At 63.8% G+C, this 13,047-nt stretch carries 9 protein-coding genes and 1 tRNA gene; 6 read left to right on the top strand and 4 right to left on the bottom strand.

Annotated elements, in window-relative coordinates:
• Window positions 1-3 precede the first annotated feature (3 nt).
• The 3 genes from ADN01_RS11680 to ADN01_RS11670 are packed head-to-tail and all read left to right on the top strand — an operon-like array spanning window position 4 to window position 3,735.
• A complete protein-coding gene (locus tag ADN01_RS11680) occupies window positions 4-1,410 on the top strand; it encodes a polysaccharide deacetylase family protein (protein ID WP_062419836.1) in 1,407 nt (468 codons plus the stop codon).
• 4 nt (window positions 1,411-1,414) lie between these two features.
• On the top strand, window positions 1,415-2,515 hold the full coding sequence (locus tag ADN01_RS11675) for a glycosyltransferase (protein ID WP_062419835.1): 1,101 nt from the start codon (window positions 1,415-1,417) through the stop codon (window positions 2,513-2,515).
• 32 nt (window positions 2,516-2,547) lie between these two features.
• Window positions 2,548-3,735, top strand: coding sequence for a glycosyltransferase (locus ADN01_RS11670; RefSeq protein WP_147238936.1), 1,188 nt, complete (start codon window positions 2,548-2,550; stop codon window positions 3,733-3,735).
• A gap of 376 nt (window positions 3,736-4,111) precedes the next feature.
• Here the strand turns inward: ADN01_RS11670 and ADN01_RS11665 are convergent, their stop codons facing one another.
• Window positions 4,112-5,479, bottom strand: a complete 1,368-nt coding sequence (locus tag ADN01_RS11665) for an ethanolamine ammonia-lyase subunit EutB (protein ID WP_062417633.1) — start codon at window positions 5,477-5,479, stop codon at window positions 4,112-4,114.
• Between the two features lie 7 nt (window positions 5,480-5,486).
• Window positions 5,487-6,932 carry an ethanolamine ammonia-lyase reactivating factor EutA gene (locus ADN01_RS11660; protein WP_075071154.1) on the bottom strand — a complete coding sequence of 482 codons (1,446 nt, stop codon included), beginning with the start codon at window positions 6,930-6,932 and terminating at the stop codon, window positions 5,487-5,489.
• Window positions 6,933-7,153: 221 nt separating this feature from the next.
• Between ADN01_RS11660 and ADN01_RS11655 the strand changes: the two genes are divergently transcribed.
• A complete protein-coding gene (locus ADN01_RS11655; RefSeq protein ID WP_062417635.1) occupies window positions 7,154-9,526 on the top strand; it encodes a penicillin acylase family protein in 2,373 nt (790 codons plus the stop codon).
• 6 nt (window positions 9,527-9,532) lie between these two features.
• On the opposite strand, the gene ADN01_RS11650 is transcribed toward ADN01_RS11655, so the two are convergent.
• Window positions 9,533-9,604: transfer RNA gene (locus tag ADN01_RS11650), tRNA-Met, on the bottom strand.
• Between the two features lie 315 nt (window positions 9,605-9,919).
• Between ADN01_RS11650 and greA the strand changes: the two genes are divergently transcribed.
• Entirely contained in the window at window positions 9,920-10,384 is a 465-nt protein-coding gene (gene greA, locus ADN01_RS11645) for a transcription elongation factor GreA (RefSeq protein ID WP_062417636.1), read from the top strand.
• A gap of 86 nt (window positions 10,385-10,470) precedes the next feature.
• Entirely contained in the window at window positions 10,471-11,985 is a 1,515-nt protein-coding gene (gene lysS, locus ADN01_RS11640) for a lysine--tRNA ligase (RefSeq protein WP_062417637.1), read from the top strand.
• 82 nt (window positions 11,986-12,067) lie between these two features.
• Here the strand turns inward: lysS and pfkA are convergent, their stop codons facing one another.
• Window positions 12,068-13,033, bottom strand: coding sequence for a 6-phosphofructokinase (pfkA, locus tag ADN01_RS11635; protein ID WP_062417638.1), 966 nt, complete (start codon window positions 13,031-13,033; stop codon window positions 12,068-12,070).
• Window positions 13,034-13,047: the final 14 nt, after the last annotated feature.

The following is a 13,047-nucleotide window of genomic DNA, read 5'->3' as shown; positions in this document are numbered from 1 at the left end:
ACCATGCATACCCCCTTGCCTCTCACCCCCCAAGCCGCGGCTTATGCCTGGCGCCAGCTCACCCGCCGCGCCGGATTGGAGCACGACCGCCTGGAGGCATTGGGCATGACTCTGGTGTATGCTTCGCCGGACACGGTGCGCCCCGACCGCCCGGCGGTGGTGGTGGCCCCCTGTGCGCCGCAGGCCTGGGATACCCTGGTGCAGCGCAGCGCCCACAGCCTGGACTGGCTGCTGCCGCAGCGGGTTTTCCCCCCGCGCGAGGCCGCGGCCCACACGGAACGCATGCCGGTGCTGCTGTGGGGGCAGTGCGCCGCGGACGGCACCCGGCCCTTCGCCGAGGTGCGCGCGGACGGGTGTCTGGTGTTCTACGCCGACATTCTGGCGTCAACCGTCTTCCTGCTTTCACGCTGGGAAGAGACGGACGCCAGCGCCTTCGATGTGCATGGGCGCTTCCCGATGGAAAAAAGCGCGGCGGCCCGCCACGGTTTTTTGGACCGTCCGCTGGTGGATGAAACTGCCCTGGTGCTGCGCGCCTGGCTTCAGCATATACAGCCGGGCTGGCAGCCCAAGCGGCGCGCTTTTTCGGTGCGGCTGACGCATGACATTGACCACCTGCGCCCGTTTGTCTCACTTTCGCGGGGACTGCTGGTGTTGGGGGCGGATGTACTGCGGCGGCGCAGTTTGCGCCAGGCGGCGCACACCGCCGCCCAACTGCGCGAACAGGCCGGCGCCCTGGGCAGCACCGCGGCGGTCCGCGCCGTGGGCGAACTGATGGAGCTTTCTACCCGCGCCGGTTTGGGCGGCACGTATTACTTCATGGCGGCGCGTCCGGGACGCTATCAGGGCGGCTATGACCCGGCTCACCCGGCGGCGCGCGCGCTGATCCGCACTGCACAGGCGCAGGGCTTCACCCTGGGGCTGCACCCGGGCTACGAGGCTTTCTTGGACCCGCAGCGCCTGGCCGAGGAGAAAACCCGCCTGGAGGCCGCCGCGGGCGAGCCGTTGCGCGAGGTGCGTGCCCATTTCCTGCGCTTTCGCGTGCCCGACACCTGGCGTCATTTCCAAGAGGCGGGTTTCACCCACGATTCCAGCCTGGGATCCTCCAGCCTGGTGGGTTTTCGTGCCAGTACCTGCCACCCCTACCGCCCCTTTGACCTGGAGCGCGACGCGGAGATGACCCTGGTGGAACGCCCGCTGATCGTGATGGACGCGGCCCTGGCCGCAGGGGGGCGCACCCCGCAGGCGGGCTGTGCCCTGGCGCTGGAGATGGCCGAACGCTGCCGGCGCGTGGAAGGCGACTTTGTGCTGCTGTGGCACAACACCTCGCTGATTGAGGAATGGGCGGCCTGGAGCGCGGCCTACCGTGAGCTGATCCTCCGTCTGGCCGATTTGCAGGCGGGGAGGGCTTAGACCGGTGCGCATCGCTTCGGTAGCCATTCATTTGGGACAGGAAATCATCTCCGGCGGGGTGGGGCAAAAGCTGCGCACCCAATGCCGCTTATGGCGCGCGCTGGGGCACGAGGCGCGCCTGTTCCTGCACACCCCCGACGTCGTGGACGACCCAGAGATCACCCGTTTTCGCTACGACTTGCGCGCTGGGGGACCGCCGGGCGTGCGTACCCTGCGCCGTGAGGCCTCCCGCAGCCGGGCTTTGGCTGAGCTGATCGCGGCGGCGGCGGCTTATCAGCCGGATGTCATTTACCTGCGCTACGGCCTGTTCACCTGGCCGCTGCCGCGTTTGCTGCGTACCGCCCCCACGGTGGTGGAGATCAACACCAACGATGTGGACGAATACCGCTACCGCGGGTCGTTTTATTACTACCTGAACCGTGAGTCGCGGCGTTGGACGCTGGGACCGGCGGCGGGGCTGGTGTATTTGAGCCGTGAGATCGGGCAGTTGGCGGCCAATCGCCGCTGGGGTAAACCGGGACTGGTGCTGGCCAACGGTATTGATTTTTCGGCCTTCGAGCCGCTGCCCGCGCCCAACCATGCCCAGCCGCACCTGGTAATGGTGGCCACGCCGGGCTACGACTGGCACGGGGTGGATCATCTCCTGCGCCTGGCGCAGCTGCGCCCGGAACTGCACGTGGATGTGGTGGGCTACGGGCCGCAGGATGTGCCCGGGGAGCTGCCGGCAAATGTGCGCCTGCACGGCTTTCTGCGCGGCGAGCCCCTGCTCCAGGTGTTGGCCCAGGCGGATGCGGCCTGCGGCACGCTGGGGCTGTACCGCAAGAATATGGAAGAAGCCTCGCCTCTCAAAGTGCGCGAAGCCCTGGGGTACGGCATTCCGGTGGTGTTGGGGTATGAAGACACCGACCTGAGCGGCCGGGATTTCCCCTTCATTCTGCAAATTCCCAATCGCCCCGACGGGGTGGAAACCCACGCCGCCGAGATCGCCGCCTTTGCGGCGCGCATGCGCGGTCAGCGTGCCGACCGTGAGGCGCTGCGGCCTTTGCTGGATCAACGCGCCAAAGAGGAACAGCGGCTGGCCTTTCTGGAGTCCATCGCGCGCTGAACCCCTGCCTGAATTCTGGTAAAATTCAACCCGTGAAACCCTCCCAGCCGTCCCCTCAAAGACCGGCCCTGCTCTTCCTGGGCAGCCAGATGGAAACTGGCGGCGCGCAGCGCGTGCTGCTGGATCAGGCCGCCTGGTTCCACGCCCGCGGCATACCCGTGACGGCGGTGTTCCTGTACGATAAAGAAGGCCTGCATGCAGACTGGCAGGCGCGCGCCGATTTCCCCATTGTCAATTTGCAGGCCCGTCAGCGCGGCGAGGGCGGACTGCGTTCCGCTTTTCGCCTGGCGGGGGGGCTGCTTCGCCTGTTCCGCTTGCTGCGCAGCCAACCTTTTTCGGCGGTGGAGACCTTTACCCATCACGCCAACCTGATCGGCATCCCTTTGGCCTGGCTGGCGGGCGTGCCCGTGCGGGTGGCCTCGCACCACGGGCATATTCTGGGTTTCCCGCGCGGGTTGGAACGCCTGCACGCAGCTCTCATGAACAGCCGCCTGACCACCCGTCTGGTGGCGGTTTCGCGGCGGGTGCTGGGCGAGGCCGTGCGCGAAGGAGTGCGCGCCGAGAAGGTGACGGTGATCCCCAACGGGGTCAATTTGCCCGCGGCAGACCCGGCGGCTGTGCAGCGGGTGCGCGCCGAATGGGGCCTGGGCGCGGAAGATGCGCTGGTGCTGGCGGTGGGGCGCATGACCGCCCAAAAAGCTCACACCTTTTTGCTGCAGGCCGCTGTGCCGGTGTTGGCGCGCTTCCCCCGCACGGTGTTTGCCATTGTGGGCGACGGCCCGCTGCGCGCCGAGCTGGAAGCCGAAGCGCGCGCCCTGGGGATTGCCGCCCAGGTGCGCATGCCCGGCATTCGCGGGGATGTGCCGCAGTGCATGGCGGCGGCGGATGTGTTCGCCCTGCCGTCCCGCTGGGAAGGGCTGCCGATGGTGCTGCTGGAAGCCCTGGGTATGGGCGCGGCGGTGGCGGCTACGCGGGTGGAAGGTGTGGATGAAGTCATTACGGATGGGGAGAACGGCTTGCTGATCACGCCGGAGGATGCGGCGGGCCTGGCCGAGGCGCTGCTGCGGCTGCTGGAAGACGCAGAGCTGCGCGGCAAGCTCAGCCGAGCTGGCCAGGCCTGCGTGCGCGCGCAGTACACGGTGGATACCATGTGCACGCAGTACGCCCGCTGGCTGATCCCTGCTTTTCAGGAGGGTAACGATGACTTGGATGCAGCGTAACCGCGAGCGGCTGCTGAGGTGGGCCACCAGCGGACTGCTGACGGCATTAATGGTGGGGGTGGCGAGCGATTTTGACACGCGTTTCCGCCCGTTTTTTGAGGCGGGGGGCATGCCGCGCTCGTTTTTGGTGAGCGCAGCCTTTGCTGTGGGGGCAGCCCTTTTGGGTGCGGTGCTGCTGTGGAAGCCGGGCTGGCTGGCATGGGCGCTGCGCTTGCGTGCGAGCCTGCCGTTGGCGCTGCTGTGGGCGGCGGGGGATGGGCGGCCGGGGCGGGCTTTTGGGCCAGTCCGGCGGCTTGCAGCTCTTTCAGCACGTTTTGGATCAGGGCTTCGATGGGGTCTTTCTGCGGGTCTTCTGACATTTTTTCTCTCCCCGGCCTCAACGCGACAGGAACAAGGTGGGGTCGCCCGCCTTGCGGGTCAGGCGGCCGTCTTTGAGCAGCCCCAATTCTTCCATCCAGCGTTCAAATTCGGGGGCTGGGCGCAGTTTAAAAATCCGGCGCAGGGCGGCGGTGTCGTGATAGGAGGTGGACTGGTAGGAAAGCATCGAGTCATCGGCCATGGGCACGCCCATGAAGAAATTGCAGCCCGCGGCGGTGAGCAGCACAGCCAGATTCTCGCTGTTGTTCTGGTCGGTGCGGGCGTGGTTGGTGTAGCACACGTCGCAGCCCATCGAGATGCCGGTGAGCTTGCCCATGAAATGGTCTTCCAGCCCAGCGCGCTGAATCTGCTCGCTGTTATAGAGATATTCGGGGCCGATGAAGCCGACCACAGTGTTCACCTGGAAGGGGGCATAGCGTTTGGCCAGGCCGTAATTGCGCGCCTCCAGGGTGAGCTGGTCCCAGCCGTGATGGGCATTGGCCGACAGGGCCGATCCCTGACCGGTCTCAAAATACATGTAATTGGGGCCGGTGGGGTAGCAGTATTTGCGCGCCAGGGCGTAGGCCTCGTCCAACATACCCACGGAGATGCCGAAGGACTCGTTGCCTTTCTGCGTGCCGCAGATGGATTGAAACACCAGCCCCACGGGGGAGCCGTTCTGCATGCAGCGCATCTGGGTGGTGACGTGCGCCAGGACGCAGGTTTGGGTGGGAATTTTCCAGGTCTGCACGATATCGTAGGTCATATCCAGCAGGCGCGCCACCGAGGCGTAGCTGTCGTCCACGGGGTTGATGCCGATGACCGAGTCGCCGGAGCCGTAGGACAGGCCTTCGTAGATCTCGGCGCGGATGCCTTCGGGTGAATCCGTGGGGTGGTTGGGCTGCAGGCGGCTGGAAAGGGTTCCGCCTAGGCCGATGGTATTGTTGCAGTGGCGCACCACGCGGATTTTGCTGGCGGCATAGATCAGATCCATGTTGGACATGAGCTTGGTGACCGCGGCGATCATCTCGGCGGTCAGGCCGCTGGACAGGCGCTGCAAATCATTGCTTTCGTGTTCGTCGTCCAGAATCCATTCGCGCAGCTCGCCCACCGTCCAATCTTTGATTTCGTTATAGACGGTCTCGTTGAGGGCGTCGTGAATCAGGCGGGTGACCTCATCCTGATCGTAGGGGGCCACCGGGTTCTCTCGCAGCGCCCACAGGGGCACGGCGGCCAGGACGTGCTTGGCGGCGGCCCGCTCGGCGGTGGTGGCGGCGGCCACCCCGGCCAACTGATCGCCGGATTTCTCCTCGTTGGCCTTGCCCATCAGGACGCGCAGGTCTGGGAATTCGTAGGTTTTACCAAACAGTTTGGTTCTTAAGATCATGCGGCCTCTAATGATAAAAAACCAGAGTCTTGACCACCAGCGGCACCACGCGCCCATCCATGAGCGGCGCACCGATATCCATGTAATCGCCTTCTTCCAGGCCGACCTGATCAATGACCAGCAGGGGGCGGCTGCCCGTTTTGGATTTGACGGTTTGCCCCAGGGCCTGGGCGTAATCGTGGCGGATGATGACAATCAGCGGGCGTCCGGCGGGCAGGCTGCGTTCAAAGGCGGCTACGCCGTCGGCCAGGGCTACCAGCAAGGGATAATCCAGGCGTCCATCCAGCTCTAAGGCCACGGCAAAGGGATCCGCGGCCAGGTTGAGGTCCCAGCGGGTGAGAGCACTTTCAATGGCGGGGGCGATGACCGCGGCCTGCAGGGGCTGGCCGCGCAGATCCACGCGCACCACGGGCACATTCTTGAGGGGCAGGATGGACTCTTCGGCCCAGATGGTGGAGCCGGAGAGGGTGACGGTTTGGGCGCTGGCCCCCAAGACCGTGGCGCGCAGGGTTTCGGCCGGGCGCACCACCGTGCAGCTGCTGAGGGCGGGTGATTCGCGCAGGCTTTCGGCCACCAACGGGCCGATATCACCGTGACGGGCCACATCCGCCACACTGGTCAGGCGCGGGGGCTGGTAGTAGTAATAACCCACCCCGCCGGAGAACATCACCGGCTTGTCGCGCCCGGTCACTTCCAGAGGCGGGGTTTGATACAACTGGTCGGCCAGCGGGCTGGTGGTTCCCTGGATCAGATGCAGGGTCAGCTCGGCCATCTGGTCGGTGAGGCGGCGCAGATCGGAGAGGGCAGGCCGGTCGCCCACCGCCAGCCGCACCCCGGCCGCGGCGGCGATGCGCGCACCCGCGGGGGTGATGTGCGTGACCTGACCGCTGGCGGGGTCAATTTCCACCACGCGCCCGCCAAAATTCATGGCGGCGGATGCGGCGGCGTGCCCCTGGCGGAAGACGGCGCTGTTGGCGCTGCCGCCGCCGATATCCACATTGGTGACGGTGGTGAAATGCTGACGGCTGTAGCTGGCAGCCCCTGAGCCGCGGCCCGCGATCATGCCTTCCACGTTGGGCCCGGCCACGGTGACCACAAAGTCACCCGCCAGCCCAGCCACCGCCGAAAGGATGGGGTCGGCGTTCTTCTTGCGGGCGGTCTCACCGGTGATGATCACCGCGCCGGTTTCCACCTGGGCAGGGGACACCCCGGCTTTTTGATATTCGCCCTGAATGACGGCCGCCAGTCGCTGGGCGTCGATGGTTTCGCTGTCCAGCAGGGGGGTGAAGACGATTTCACTTTCGTAAATCACCCGGCGCGCGGCAATATCTACGCGCGGGATCTGGCCTGCGCGCGCCACGTTGACCAGAGTCAATTCGCTGAAGATCACCTGGGTGGTGGTGGTACCGATGTCAATGCCAACGCTGATCATTTGTCGTGCGGGTGAGTTCATGCTCCAACCTCTGCTGTGATTATCGCACGGGAAGCGCAAAAATGCCAACGCCGCCCCGCAAGAGGCGGAGAGCGCGGCTGCATCTATTGTATCAAACAATCGCTGTTTGTTCGGCTTTGTGCCCGGTTTTACCCCCTGGCGCTGGGCAGCCCCTGGCGCGGCGCGGGGGTATAATGATTCGCAGGGGAGCCTGAGTTGACATCATCTTCTGGAGGGTAGCGATGGGTAAGAGCACACTGCTGGGGAAAATTGCGCGCGCAGGGCTGACCTGGATGGGCAAGCAAAAACTGGCCAAAATTGAGGGCTCGCTGGATGTGGCGGGGCTGCACCAGTCGGTAGAGGTGCTGCGCGACCGTTACGGCATCGCCCACATTTACGCCCAGGACGACCATGATTTGTTCTTTGCGCAGGGTCTGGTGCACGCGCAGGAGCGCTTCTGGCAGATGGAATTGAACCGGCGCACGGCCAACGGAACCCTGAGCGAATGGTTTGGCCCGCTGGCCTTGGATACGGATCGGGCGGCGCGCACCTTTGGTTTTGCGCGCGTGGGCCGGGCGGATTTTGCGCGCTTTTGCCCGGAGCTGCAAGAGGCGCTGCGGGCTTACACCGCGGGCGTGAACGCCTATTTGAGCGCCTATCCCAACAAGCTGCCCCTGGAATTCACCCTGCTGGGCCAAAAAGCGCGTCCGTGGACGGTGGAGGACACCCTGGCGTTTTCGCGCCTGATGATCTGGCAGCTTTCGCACGCCTGGTATTCCGAATTGACCCGTGCGCGCCTGGTGGAGCGGGTGGGGGCCGAACACGCGGCGGAATTTGACCTGTCGTACCCGCAGGGCAACCCGCTGACCCTGCCGGAGGGGGTGGAGATGAACGCGCTGGACCCCAAAGGCGGCCTCAGCGCGGTGCGCGGGCCGTTTTTGCAGCGCGGGCTGGGCAGCAACGCCTGGAGCGTGTCGGGTGAGCGCAGCCAATCGGGCACGGCCCTGCTGTGCAACGACATGCACCTGATCCTTAGCCTGCCCAATTTGTGGTACGAAAACCATCTGGTTTCGCCCACCACCCAGGTGAGCGGGGTGAGCATCCCCTGCGCGCCGCTGGTGCTGGCGGGGCACAACGCCGACATCAGCTGGGGCATCACCCTGGCGTTTACCGACTGCGAAGATGTGTATGTGGAGCAGTTTGACCCTGCGGACCCCACCCGTTACCAGTTCGCGGGCGAGTGGAAGACGGCCCAGGTGCTGGAGGAGCGCATCGCGGTCAAGGGGCAGGCGGAGCATGTGGAAAAGGTGGTGCTGACCGACCACGGGCCGGTGATTTCGGATGCGGTGGGCGAAAAGCAGCAGCGCCTGGCGGTGCAGTCTATGGCCCTGCGCCCCTGCCTGGCGTTGGAGGGTTGGTACCGGCTGAACAAGGCGGCTGGCTGGGATGATTTTGTGGAGGCGGCGCGCTGCGTGGAGGCCCCGCAGCTGAACGTGGTTTATGCGGACACGCAGGGCAACATCGGTTATTGGGTGACGGGACGCACGCCCGTGCGCGCCCAGGGGACGGGTAAAATCCCTGCCCCGGGTTGGACGGGCACGCATGAATGGGTGGGGGAAATCCCCTTTGAGGAAATGCCCCACGCCCTGAACCCGGCCAAAGGCTACATTGCCACCTGCAACAACAAAATCGTGCCAGACACGTACCCGCACTACCTGGGCGATCATTGGATGAACGGCTATCGGCTGGCGCGCCTGGAGGAGTTTTTTGCCAGCCGCCCGCGCCTGAGCCTGGAAGACTGCGCGGCCATGCAGACGGATGTCACCTGTGTTCCGGCACGCTTGCTGCTGCCGCATTTGCGCGGCTGCGAAAGCCAGGATGCGGATGTGCGCCAGATGCTGCAACTGCTGGAAGGCTGGGACGCGGTGCTGGCGGCGGATTCGACCGCGGCGGCGGTGTACGAGGCGGCGCGGGCGCACCTGGTGAAGGGGCTGCTGGAGCCGGTGCTGGGCGCTGAGCTGAGCGCGGACCTGCTGGGCAAGGGCTTTAACCCTGTGCTCTTCCCTGACCATGAATTTTACGGCAACGATATGCAGGCGGTGCTGCGCATTCTGGACGATCCTCAGTCTTGGTGGCTGGCCCAGGCGGGCGGCAAGCAAGCCCTCATCGAGCGCGCGCTGCGCGAGGGGGCGGCCTATCTGCGCGCGGAGCTGGGGCCAGACCCGGCCGAGTGGCGCTGGGGCAGGCTTCATACCATCACCTTTGCGCACGCTATGGGCATTCAGAAGCCGCTGGACGAGGTGTTTAACCGCGGGCCGCTGCCGGTGGGCGGGGATACGGATACGCCCTGGCAGGCGGCCTGGGCGCCGGGAGAGCCTTACGAAAACAAGCTGTGGGCGCCCTCCATGCGCCACCTGTTTGACATGGGCGACCTGACCCGCTGCCAACTGGTGCTGCCCATTGGGCAGTCGGGGCAGCTGGGCAGCCCGCATTATGACGACATGCTGCCGCGCTGGTTGGGCGGGCAGTTTGTGCCCATGCTGTGGACGCGCAGTCAGGTGGAAGGCGAATTGGAAGGACGGTTGATTTTGCGATCGGGGGATGCGGTTAAATAAAAAGAGTGGCGAGAGTGGGGGTTGAACCCACGACCAAGGGCTTATGAGTCCCCTGCTCTACCACTGAGCTACCTCGCCAGCTCATGCGGGTGAAAGTTTACTACGGGTTTTTGGTTTTGTCAACGAATGCGCGTGGAAATGGGGTGAAATTGACGAGGGCAGAAGACAACTCAGAGCGGCGAACCCGCCTGGCCGGTGTGCAGGTGAACTGCGGCTTGTCAGGCGGGTGATTCTGTGGTATATTAACCGCGAGGCCACAGAATGAGTATATCGCTCATTCCACGCGGTGAATCGCTCCAACCGGAGTGGTTTTTCTTATTTTAAGCGGATAAAAATGGGGGCTGTGTCCTCGGTTTTTCCACTATCCACATCATAAGATCACGAAGGAATGCTATGGCAACCACGTTCCTGACCCAAGAAGGGTTCCAGAAACTACAGGAAGAACTCGAATTTCTGCGCACAATTAAACGGCAGGAAATTGCTGAGCGTTTGCATGAGGCTATGGAAGGCGGAGAGCTGATTGAAAACGCCGAGTATGAGGCCGCGAAAAACGAACAGGCCTTTGTGGAGGGCCGCATCAAAGAACTGGAACTCATCCTGGCCACAGCGCGCGTCATCAGCCTGGACGCTCCGGCTTCGGAGACCGCTCAGGTGGGCGATACTGTGACCATTCAAGAAGGTGATGGGGAGCCGGAGGACTACACCATTGTGGGCGCGGCGGAAGCCGACCCCGCCATTGGCCGTGTGTCCAACGAGTCTCCCCTGGGTAAGGCCCTGCTCAACCGCAAGGTGGGCGACATTGTCCAAGTGGACGCGCCGGCTGGGGCCTTTACCGTTCGGATTTTAAAGATCGTGTAATTCAGGGCCAATAAAACAGGCCCCGCCCGCGTTCAAAGGGCGGGGCTTTTTGTTGAATTTCGTTTGAATAATAGGAAGGTGATCGCATGGAGCTGAATGATTTGGAACGTATTCGTCTGGAAAAACTGGAGCGCATGCGCGCTGCCGGTATCGAGCCGTACCCGACCCGTGTCCACAACACGCACACCATCGCTGAGGCGGTGAAGCAGTTTGAGGCTGCTGAGAAGGAAGGGACTGCTCCTGCGAAGGTGATTCTGGCCGGACGGGTGCGCTCCATGCGTTTGATGGGCAAGCTGGGCTTTGCCCATGCAGAAGACGGCAGCGGGCGCGTTCAGCTTTTCTTCCGCATCAACGAGCTGGGTGAAGAGGCCATGAACACCCTCAAAGAGCATTACGACCTGGGTGATTTCATCGAGGCCGAAGGCACGATGATGCGCACCCGCACGGGCGAAATTTCGCTGCAAGTGACGGCTTTCCGTATGCTGGCCAAGGCCATCACCCCGCTTCCGGCGGCCAAAGATGAGGTGGTGGATGGGGAAGTGGTGCGCCACGCCACGCTCAACGACCCCGAAACCCGCTACCGCCAGCGCTACGCCGATCTGGCGGTGAACCCGGATGTGCGCCAGATTTTCCGCACCCGCGCGGGGATCACGCGCGCCATGCGCGAATTTTTGGATGGGGAGGGCTTTTTGGAAGTGGAGACCCCCATCCTGCAGCCCATTTACGGCGGGGCAGCGGCGCGGCCCTTCATCACCCATCACAACCAGCTGAAACAGGATTTGTTCCTGCGCATTTCCTTCGAGCTGTACCTCAAACGCCTGCTGGTGGGCATGTTCGACCGCGTGTACGAGATTGGCCGCGATTTCCGCAACGAGGGCATCTCCTTCAAGCACAATCCTGAGTTCACCCAGATGGAATTTTATGCGGCCTACCTGGATTACCTGAAGGTGATGGAACTGACCGAGAACATGGTGGCCTACATCTGCGATCAGGTGCTGGGCAGCCGCAAGACGACCTTTAACGGCCACGAGATTGACTTCACCCCCCCGTGGCGGCGGGTGGAGCTGCGCCAGGGGCTGATCGAGGCCTGCGGGATTGATATTCAGGAGCACCGCACGGACGAAGCTCTGTTCGCGGCGATGGACGCCAAAGGCCTAAAACCCAAACCCGGCGCGCCGCGCGGCAAGCTGATTGACCAGATGATCGGCGACTTTTTGGAGCCGAATTTCATCCAGCCGACCTTTTTGTACAACTACCCGCGCGACATCTCCCCGCTGGCCAAATCCATGCCGGGCGACCCGCAGACGGTGGAGCGCTTTGAGGGCTTTGTGGGCGGCATGGAGCTGTGCAACGCTTTTACCGAGCTGAACGATCCGCTGGATCAGGAAGCGCGCTTTTTGGAGATGGGCCGCGCGTATGACGCGGAGGACGAAGAGAGCAACCCGCTGGATGAAGATTACCTGCGGGCCATGCGCTACGGCATGCCGCCCTGCGGCGGCTTCGGCATGGGCATTGACCGCCTGGTGATGCTGCTCACCGGCCAGCGCTCGATCCGTGAAGTGCTGCTTTTCCCCCATCTGCGCGAGCGCGAAGACGAGTAAGTGCGCACGCTGAAATAAAAATAGAACAGCCGGAACGGGTTGAAAAACCCTCCGGCTGTTTGTTTTTTGAAGTAAGCTCGGATTAGCGGGCCAGGATGCGCGCCATCTCGACGTATTCGGGCGAGAGGGTTTTGACTTTTGAGGTGACCACGGAAATGGGCACAGGCTCCATCTCACGCCCGTTGAGACCCACCATCACGCCGGTTTGACCCTGCATGAGGAATTCCACGGCCTTGTGCCCAAAGCGCGAGGCGATCAGCCGGTCGAAGGCGCTGGGTTTGCCGCCGCGCTGGATGTGGCCCAGGATGGTGACGCGGGTGGTGAAGCCCAAATCCATGGCGTCAATTTCTTTGGCGATCTCGGTGGTGCCGGGGTCGGCCCCTTCGGCCACCACGATGATGCAGTGGGTTTTGCCGCGGCGGTAGGCCTCATCCACGTTCTTGGCCACCTCTTCCACATTCACCGGCACTTCGGGGATGAGCACCATTTCGGCGCCGGTGACGATGCCCGCCTGGACGGCCAGATAACCGGACATGCGTCCCATGGTTTCCACGATGAAGGCGCGGCTGTGGGAAGAGGCTGTGTCGCGGATCTTGTCAATGGCGTCCACGATGGTGTTGAGGGCGGTATCCACGCCGATGCACATATCGGTTCCGTAGATGTCGTTATCAATGCTGCCCGGCACGCCCACCACCGGCACGCCCTGTTCCACCAGGCGCATGGCCCCGTTGAGCGAGCCGTCCCCACCGATGACCACCAGGGCGTCCATGCCGGCATTGTTCATCTGGCGGATGGCTTCGCGCTGGCCGCGGGGGGTGCGGAACTCTTCGGAGCGGGCGGTGCGCAGGATGGTGCCGCCGCGCTGCAAAATACCGCCCACGTCGCGGGCGCCCATGCTGTGGAAATTGCCGCGGATGAGACCTTCGTAGCCGTCCTCCACCCCCAGCACATTGACATTTTGAGCCAGGGCGGAACGCACGACGGCGCGGATACAGGGGTTCATGCCCGGCGCGTCGCCGCCGGAAGTCAGGACCCCGATTGTTTTAATTCTGCTTTGTTGAA

The organism is Levilinea saccharolytica (assembly GCF_001306035.1).
Classification (GTDB): domain Bacteria; phylum Chloroflexota; class Anaerolineae; order Anaerolineales; family Anaerolineaceae; genus Levilinea; species Levilinea saccharolytica.
The sequence above is the reverse complement of the archived record's forward strand: the minus strand, read 5'-3'. Positions and strand labels throughout refer to the sequence as shown.

Coding starts and splice junctions, on each gene's coding strand:
- ADN01_RS11655 (WP_062417635.1), top strand. CDS start 7,154: ATGGGTAAGAGCACACTGCTGGGGAAAATTGCGCGCGCAGGGCTGACC.
- ADN01_RS11660 (WP_075071154.1), bottom strand. CDS start 6,932: ATGAACTCACCCGCACGACAAATGATCAGCGTTGGCATTGACATCGGT.
- greA (WP_062417636.1), top strand. CDS start 9,920: ATGGCAACCACGTTCCTGACCCAAGAAGGGTTCCAGAAACTACAGGAA.
- lysS (WP_062417637.1), top strand. CDS start 10,471: ATGGAGCTGAATGATTTGGAACGTATTCGTCTGGAAAAACTGGAGCGC.
- ADN01_RS11665 (WP_062417633.1), bottom strand. CDS start 5,479: ATGATCTTAAGAACCAAACTGTTTGGTAAAACCTACGAATTCCCAGAC.
- ADN01_RS11680 (WP_062419836.1), top strand. CDS start 4: ATGCATACCCCCTTGCCTCTCACCCCCCAAGCCGCGGCTTATGCCTGG.